This window comes from Geothrix paludis (genome assembly GCF_022808815.1).
GTDB classification, from domain to species: Bacteria; Acidobacteriota; Holophagae; order Holophagales; family Holophagaceae; genus Geothrix; species Geothrix paludis.
This window is the reverse complement of the sequence record NZ_JAKZLC010000007.1, coordinates 139,077-145,450: the sequence shown is the minus strand read 5'-3', so window position 1 is coordinate 145,450 and position 6,374 is coordinate 139,077. Positions and strand designations below refer to the sequence as shown.

Genomic DNA, 6,374 nt, shown 5'->3' with positions numbered 1-6,374 from the left:
TCATGGAGAAGGCCGAGACGGTGGCGGTGGTGCCCACCCGCTTCCGCTGGTCCGACGTGGGCTCCTGGCCCGCGGCCATCGAGTTCCAGGAGACCGATCCCGAAGGCAACGTGAGCCAGGGCGAGACCCTGCTCCTGGACACCCGCAACAGCGCCTTCTTCGGGGGCAAGCGGCTCATCGCCGCCAGCGGCGTGGACGACCTCATCGTGGTGGACGACGACGACGCCCTCCTCATCTGCCACCGCGACCGCGCCCAGACCGTCAAGCAGATCGTCGAGCGCCTCAAGGCCGAGGGCCGTGAGGATCTGCTCTAAGCTGAGGACCGAAGACTGAAGCCTGAGGACCGACCCATGCAGCGACCCACCACCCTCCACGTCGACAAGCCCTGGCGGACGGGGCCCCGTCCGCGAATCCGAAGGATGAGCGGGAGCACGCCACGGGCGTGGCGTGCGATCCGGGGGTAGTCCCGGAGCCCCCCGCGAGGCGGGCCGAGCGGCGATGATGAACGGACTTTTCCAGCGAGTAGAGACCATGCAGCGACCCGAGACTCTCCACGTCGACAAGCCCTGGGGCTCCTTCGACCAGTACGCCCTCAACACGCCCTGCACGGTGAAGATCCTCACCTGCAACCCCGGCCAGAAGCTCAGCCTCCAGCGCCACGCGCACCGCGGCGAGCTGTGGGTGGCCCTGGATCCGGGCGTGGTGGTCGACCGCGATGGCGCGGAGCTGCGTCCCACCGTGGGCGAGGAGGTCTGGCTGCCCCAGGGCAGCACCCACCGCCTGCGCTGCGACGCCGGCGCCCTCCACCCGGTGCGCGTGCTGGAGGTGAGCCTGGGCACCTTCGACGAGGCGGACATCGAGCGGCTCCAGGACGACTACGGGCGCCGCTGATGCGGGCGGCCCTGCTCTTCGCCGCCGCCCTGCCTGTCCTGGCCCAGAGCCCTGCTCCGGAGGGCGGGGAGATCCTCGGCCGGGTGGACCGCCTGCGCCACCCCTGGCCCGCATTCACGGTGGAGCTCTCGATGAAGGCGCCGGGGGTGGTCCAGCGGTGGAAGGTGTCGGCTCGCGAGAACGGCGACGCCCGGCTGGACGGACTCTCCGAGAAGGAGAAGGGCCGCGCCGTGCTGCTCCTGGGCGACGAGATGTGGCTGCTGCTGCCCGGCACGAAGCGGCCGGTGAAGGTCTCGCCCCAGCAGCGCCTCATGGGCCCCGCCGCGGGTGGGGACGTGGCCCGCACGCGGTTCCGGGATGACTATGCCGTGCGGGAGATGACGGAAGCGTCCCTGGAGGACCGGGCCTGCTGGCGGCTGGACCTGGCGGCCAAGCGGCCCGCCCTCAGTGCCCGCCAGGTGATCCTCTGGGTGGCCAAGGAGGGCTCGCTGCCCCTGAAGGCGGAGTTCCGGCTGGCCTCCGGGCGCCTGGCTCGCACGGCCCGCTTCGGCCCGCCGGTCCAGGCCCATGGCCGGGCTGTGCTGTCGCGCATGGAGTTGGAGGAGGCCGGCGGAGCCAAGGTCGAGCTGGCCTTCGGGAACTGGACCCCGGGCGGTGTGGCGCAGGGGGCCTTCGACCTTCCTGGGACGGACCGGTGATAGACTGGGGGTGAGGTGCCCGCAAGGGCCTCCCGCCACCAACCGTCCCACCAATCGATCCCAGTCCCGTTCGCGGGGCTCCCGCTGAAACGCCCCACCACTCGAAACCCCGCCAAATCTACCCTCACGAAGCGCCCGTACCTCCGGGCGCTTCCTTTTGGGACGAGCTTTTGGGACGGGGCCTGGGGCCGCAATCTGCCCTCGGACCCGGATGGGGCCGCTGGCACAATGGAAGGATTCGGAGGATTTTATGTCCACGCCCAAGCTCGGACCCGTCGGCAGCTATGTGAAGCACCACTTCCGGCATTTCAATGCCGCGGCCCTGGTGGACGCCGCCGAGGGCTACCGGGTCTACCTGGAGAAGGGCGGCAAGATGATGGTGACCCTGGGCGGGGCCATGAGCACCGCCGAGCTGGGCCTCTCCTTCGCCGAGATGATCCGCCAGGACAAGGTGCACCTCATCGTCTGCACGGGCGCCAACCTGGAGGAGGACATCTTCAACCTGGTGGCCCACGACTTCTACGAGCGCGTGCCCCACTACCGCGACCTGACGCCCCAGGATGAGAAGGCCCTCCTGGACCGCCACATGAACCGCGTGACGGACACCTGCATCCCGGAGATGGAGGCCATGCGCCGCATGGAGAAGGCCATGCTCGAGGTGTGGATGGAGGCCGACGCCAAGGGCGAACGCTACTTCCCCCACGAGTTCTTCCAGAAGGTTCTGAAGAGCGGGAAGTACGAGCAGTACTACCAGATCGACCCCAGGCACTCCTGGATGCTGGCCGCCCTCGAGAAGAACGTGCCCATCGTGGTTCCCGGCTGGGAGGACAGCACCCTGGGCAACATGTTCGCGGCCGCCGTCATCCGCGGCGATGTGAAAAACGTCCACACGGTGCGCACCGGCATCGAGTACATGACCTGGCTGGCGAAGCACTACCAGGAGGTCACCAAGACCTCGCCCCTGGGCATGTTCCAGATCGCCGGCGGCATCTCCGGCGACTTCCCCATCTGCGTGGTGCCCATGCTGCACCAGGATCTGGAGCTGACCGAGGTGCCCCTCTGGGGCTACTTCTGCCAGATCAGCGACTCGACCACCAGCTACGGCTCGTACTCCGGCGCCGTGCCCAACGAGAAGATCACCTGGGGCAAGCTGGGCATCGACACCCCCAAGTTCATCATCGAGAGCGACGCCACCATTGTGGCCCCGCTGGTCTTCGCGTACCTGCTGGGGTGGTAGCTTTCGGCTCTTAGCCGTCAGCTGACGGCTTTCAACTGATAGCTGATAGCTTTCCATCACCCATGACCCTCGGCCGCTTCGCCCCCTCGCCCACGGGCATTCTGCATCTGGGAAACCTGCGCACGGCGCTGGCGTCCTGGCTGTCGGCGCGCTCGGCGGGGGGCCGGTGGCTCATCCGCGTGGAGGATGTGGACGGCCCCCGCTGCCGCCGGGACCTGGGCGAGGCGCAGCTGCGGGACCTGGCCGCCCTGGGGCTGGTGTCGGACGGGCCCGTGAGCTGGCAGTCGGAGCGCGACGCAGCCTATCGCGCGGCCCTGGAGACGCTGCATGCGGCCGGGCGCCTGTATCCCTGCGCCTGCACCCGCAAGGACCTGCAGCTGCTCGCCTCGGCGCCCCACACGGAGGACGGCCTGCGGCCCTACCCCGGCCGCTGCCGAGACCGGGCCTGGCAGGGCTTTGATCGGGCCTTGAGGCTGCGGCTACCGGAAGGTCCGGTGGCCTGGGAGGACTGCGTGCTCGGGCCCCAGGCGGACGATCCCGCCGCCCTCACGGGCGATCCGCTCCTGTTCCGCCGCGACGGCTGCTTCGCCTACCACCTGGCCGTGGTGGTGGACGACGGGGCCCAGGGCGTGACGGAGGTGGTGCGGGGCGCGGACCTGCGGTCCGTCACCGCCACCCAGGTCCGCCTGCAGGAGGCCCTGGGCCTGCCGCGCCCCGCCTATGCCCACCTGGGCCTGGTCGTAGCCCCGGATGGAAGCCGCCTGGGCAAGCGGGCCGGAGCGCTGGGTGTCGAGGCCCTGGTGGTCCGGGGGGGCGCCGTGCCCGAGATCCTGGGCTGGCTGGGCTGGAGCCTGGGCTGCCTGGACCGACCCGAATCCTGCGCCGCAGCCGACCTGATTCCCCACTTCGACTGGGCCCGCGTCCCGAAGGGTGAGATCCGCGTGCCTGGCCCTTGGGCTACTTGATCGAGGGGTCGAGCTTCTTCAGCTCGGTCCAGAGGAAGTCCGCGCTTGCCACCTCGCGACCGTCCTTGTAGCGGATCCTGTAGGGCTGGCCGCTCAGGGAGCTGCCCGTGCCGCAATAGCGGATGAAGTCCGCCGCGGATTGGACGCGCTTGCCGGCGTTCTTCCACTTCAGGCGCAGGTGGTCCCCCGCGGCCTTGGCGTCGTGCTCCGAGCCGTTGCGCAGGAACAGGGCCTGGCCCTGCAGGGCCTCAATGGCCTTGATGAGCGTCTCGATCTTTTGGGTCTCGGGCGCGGGGGCCTGGACGAGGAGGACGATGGGCATGAAAGCACTTTAGCCGAGGGCCGTGAGCTTATGGGGCGCCGCGACGGCCCTCAGCCAAAGGATGCGGCCCTCTTCGTCCACATCCAGATGCAGGGTCCACCGCGGCGCCACCTGGGCGTTGGCCGGAGTCCAGGTGCCCACCTGGGTGGGCAGGCCATTGAGTTCCCGCAGCTCCAACCGGAGGTCCGCGCCCAGCTTCGGGAGGCCCGCGAAGAAGCGGGCCACCGCAGCCGCGCCGACGATCGGCGCCTCGCCCGCGGCGTAGACGCCACCGCCGTCTCCGCAGGCTTTCACGTTGGGCGCGAAGAGGGCCTCCAGCGCCGCCAGGTCCTGCTTGGCGAGGGCCTCCTGGAAGGCCATCAGGGCGCGCTGGGTGAGCTCCCGCCGCGCCTTCGAAGGGTAGGCGGGGCGCTGCAGGGCCTTCTTCGCGCGGTGGAGGGCCACCTTCACGTTGGCCTCGCTCAGCCCCAGGGCTGTCGCCGTCTCTTCCACGGAGTGGTCGAAAACCTCACGCAGCAGGAAGACCGCGCGTTGCTGGGGTGTGAGCTTTTCCAGGGCGACGAGGAAGGCGTAGGAGCCACTCTCCAGCAGGTCGAAACCTTCCTGGGGCGGCGCCACCGCAGGCGCTTCCACTTCCAGCGGCGCGGGGCCGGGAAGCCAGATGCCCGGGTAGGTCTGGGCGTGCCGGCGGCGCAGCAGATCCTTGGCAAGGTTCACCGCCACCGCCACGAGCCAGGGCTTCAGCGGTGAGGCCGTATCCCTGGGCGGCCGCTCCAGGGCGCGGAGGTAGGTCTCCTGGACGACGTCTTCCGCGTCAGCGACGCAACCCGTCATGCGGTAGGAGAGGCTCCACAGCAGGCGCCGGTGCGCCTCGAAGGCCTCCGTGAGCAGGGCGGCCTCCATCAGGCGCAGGCCGCCATGGCCGCCGCGGCCAGGCCCGCGCGATGGCCACTGGCCAGGCTCGCATCCGCCAGCCAGCCCACCTCGCCCACCCAGTCCCCGGCGAGGTGGACGCCTGGCAGGCCGAGATCCTCCGAGACGGGCCGCCGCCGGCCCGGTTCGTCCAGCACGGAGGCGACGGGGGCGCTGGGGAGGAAGCGGGCGTGGAGCAGCACCTTCCGCCACCCCGGTTGCAGCCGGTCCATGAAGGCTTCCAGTTGCGAGCGCATTGCGGCAGGTCCCTCCCCGGGGAGGCCCTCATGGTAGCGAACCAGGTGGACGAGGGCGGCGCCTTCGGGCGCGATGTGGGCCGCTTCGGATTGGGCCACCATGAAAAGAGGGTCGTCGATGCCGAGGCCCAGGTTCACGGCCTGGTCCGGCAACCGCGAGAGGCAGAGGTCCAGGCAGGAGACCGTGACGGCCCGCGCCTCGCCGAGGACGGTACGCAGCCGCGAGGCCGCAGGCGCGGGCAGCAGGTCGAGGGTCTCGGCGGGAGGAAGGGCGAGGATGACCTCGTCGGCTTCGTAGGTTTCCCCTGATTTCGTGCGAACCAGGTGGGCCTCGCCGTGGGCCTCCACGCCCGCCACCGACTGGCCGCCCTTCAGGGTCGCTCCCTCGGCCTCGGCGGTCCGGGCGAGGCGCTCCACGAGGCGGGCCCATCCGCCGTGGACATAAAAGACGCCCTTCTGGCTCTGCTGCATGCGGCGCAGGGCCGTGGAGGCCCGCAAGCGGTTCAGATCCCCCGCGTACGCGTTCGTGCGCAGGGTGGCGTCCATGATCTGGCGCAGTCGGGGATCCGGGATGTGCCGTTCCAACCACTGGCGGCAGGTGAGACCGGCGGCCTCCCGCAGATCCACCTTCGACAGGCGGCCCATGAGGGAGAGGAAGGCCCCCTTCTCCTTCCAGCTCAACAGACCCGTCGAAAGCATGGAGAGGGGACCCACGGGCAGGAGGTTCAATCGGCCTTCCCGCAGGGTGAGGCCCTTGGGCTTCGGTTCCGCCCCCTCGGGCAGGAGGTTCAGGTCTCGAAGCAGGGTGTAGCCCGGGCCCGCCTTGTAGAGGGCGTGGCCCCCCAGGTTGAGCTGGAAGCCATTCCAATCCTGGGTCTGGGCGCGGCCTCCGAAGGCCTCACCCCGCTCCAGCACAAGGGTGCTCCTGCCCGCCCGGGCGGTCGTGAGGGCAGCCATGAGTCCAGCCAATCCCCCACCGATGACGACGACGTCGGTCTTCCGCTGCATGTGAACCTCCTGCCCACGTCACGGAGCAGGGGGTCGCTTGGTTACACCTGCATGCAAAAGGACCCGGCCGGGCCGGGTCCTTTT

The 6,374-nt window shown here is 70.0% G+C and carries 7 protein-coding genes and 1 pseudogene; 5 read left to right on the top strand and 3 right to left on the bottom strand.

Annotated features, from left to right (window positions below):
• From MLE64_RS15590 to gluQRS, 5 genes and pseudogenes are all read left to right on the top strand, one after another.
• A pseudogene (locus MLE64_RS15590) lies at positions 1-314 on the top strand (mannose-1-phosphate guanylyltransferase); the annotation flags it as partial.
• A 217-nt stretch (positions 315-531) separates the two neighbouring features.
• Positions 532-891, top strand: coding sequence for a phosphomannose isomerase type II C-terminal cupin domain (locus MLE64_RS15585; protein ID WP_243319172.1), 360 nt, complete (start codon positions 532-534; stop codon positions 889-891).
• A complete protein-coding gene (locus MLE64_RS15580) occupies positions 891-1,589 on the top strand; it encodes an outer membrane lipoprotein-sorting protein (protein ID WP_243319169.1) in 699 nt (232 codons plus the stop codon). Before MLE64_RS15585 ends, MLE64_RS15580 begins: the two co-directional genes overlap by 1 nt.
• Before the next feature lie 250 nt (positions 1,590-1,839).
• Positions 1,840-2,826: a deoxyhypusine synthase family protein gene (locus MLE64_RS15575; RefSeq protein ID WP_243319167.1), complete on the top strand. Its 987-nt coding sequence runs from the start codon at positions 1,840-1,842 to the stop codon at positions 2,824-2,826.
• Between the two features lie 62 nt (positions 2,827-2,888).
• On the top strand, positions 2,889-3,791 hold the full coding sequence (gene gluQRS, locus MLE64_RS15570) for a tRNA glutamyl-Q(34) synthetase GluQRS (RefSeq protein WP_243319164.1): 903 nt from the start codon (positions 2,889-2,891) through the stop codon (positions 3,789-3,791).
• Here the strand turns inward: gluQRS and MLE64_RS15565 are convergent.
• From MLE64_RS15565 to MLE64_RS15555, 3 genes are read right to left on the bottom strand one after another with little or no spacing between them, the layout of a single operon-like run.
• Positions 3,784-4,113: a DUF5329 family protein gene (locus tag MLE64_RS15565; RefSeq protein WP_243319162.1), complete on the bottom strand. Its 330-nt coding sequence runs from the start codon at positions 4,111-4,113 to the stop codon at positions 3,784-3,786. The genes gluQRS and MLE64_RS15565 overlap by 8 nt on opposite strands.
• Positions 4,114-4,122: 9 nt before the next feature.
• Positions 4,123-5,016 carry a sigma-70 family RNA polymerase sigma factor gene (locus tag MLE64_RS15560; protein ID WP_243319161.1) on the bottom strand — a complete coding sequence of 298 codons (894 nt, stop codon included), beginning with the start codon at positions 5,014-5,016 and terminating at the stop codon, positions 4,123-4,125.
• Positions 5,016-6,290, bottom strand: a complete 1,275-nt coding sequence (locus MLE64_RS15555) for a phytoene desaturase family protein (RefSeq protein WP_243319159.1) — start codon at positions 6,288-6,290, stop codon at positions 5,016-5,018. The genes MLE64_RS15560 and MLE64_RS15555 overlap by 1 nt, the downstream gene beginning before the upstream one ends.
• Positions 6,291-6,374: the final 84 nt, after the last annotated feature.

Excerpts from the sequence above, each read along its gene's own strand:
- gluQRS (WP_243319164.1), top strand. The coding sequence starts at position 2,889 with ATGACCCTCGGCCGCTTCGCCCCCTCGCCCACGGGCATTCTGCATCTG.
- MLE64_RS15575 (WP_243319167.1), top strand. The coding sequence starts at position 1,840 with ATGTCCACGCCCAAGCTCGGACCCGTCGGCAGCTATGTGAAGCACCAC.
- MLE64_RS15585 (WP_243319172.1), top strand. The coding sequence starts at position 532 with ATGCAGCGACCCGAGACTCTCCACGTCGACAAGCCCTGGGGCTCCTTC.
- MLE64_RS15580 (WP_243319169.1), top strand. The coding sequence starts at position 891 with ATGCGGGCGGCCCTGCTCTTCGCCGCCGCCCTGCCTGTCCTGGCCCAG.
- MLE64_RS15560 (WP_243319161.1), bottom strand. The coding sequence starts at position 5,016 with ATGGAGGCCGCCCTGCTCACGGAGGCCTTCGAGGCGCACCGGCGCCTG.
- MLE64_RS15555 (WP_243319159.1), bottom strand. The coding sequence starts at position 6,290 with ATGCAGCGGAAGACCGACGTCGTCGTCATCGGTGGGGGATTGGCTGGA.
- MLE64_RS15565 (WP_243319162.1), bottom strand. The coding sequence starts at position 4,113 with ATGCCCATCGTCCTCCTCGTCCAGGCCCCCGCGCCCGAGACCCAAAAG.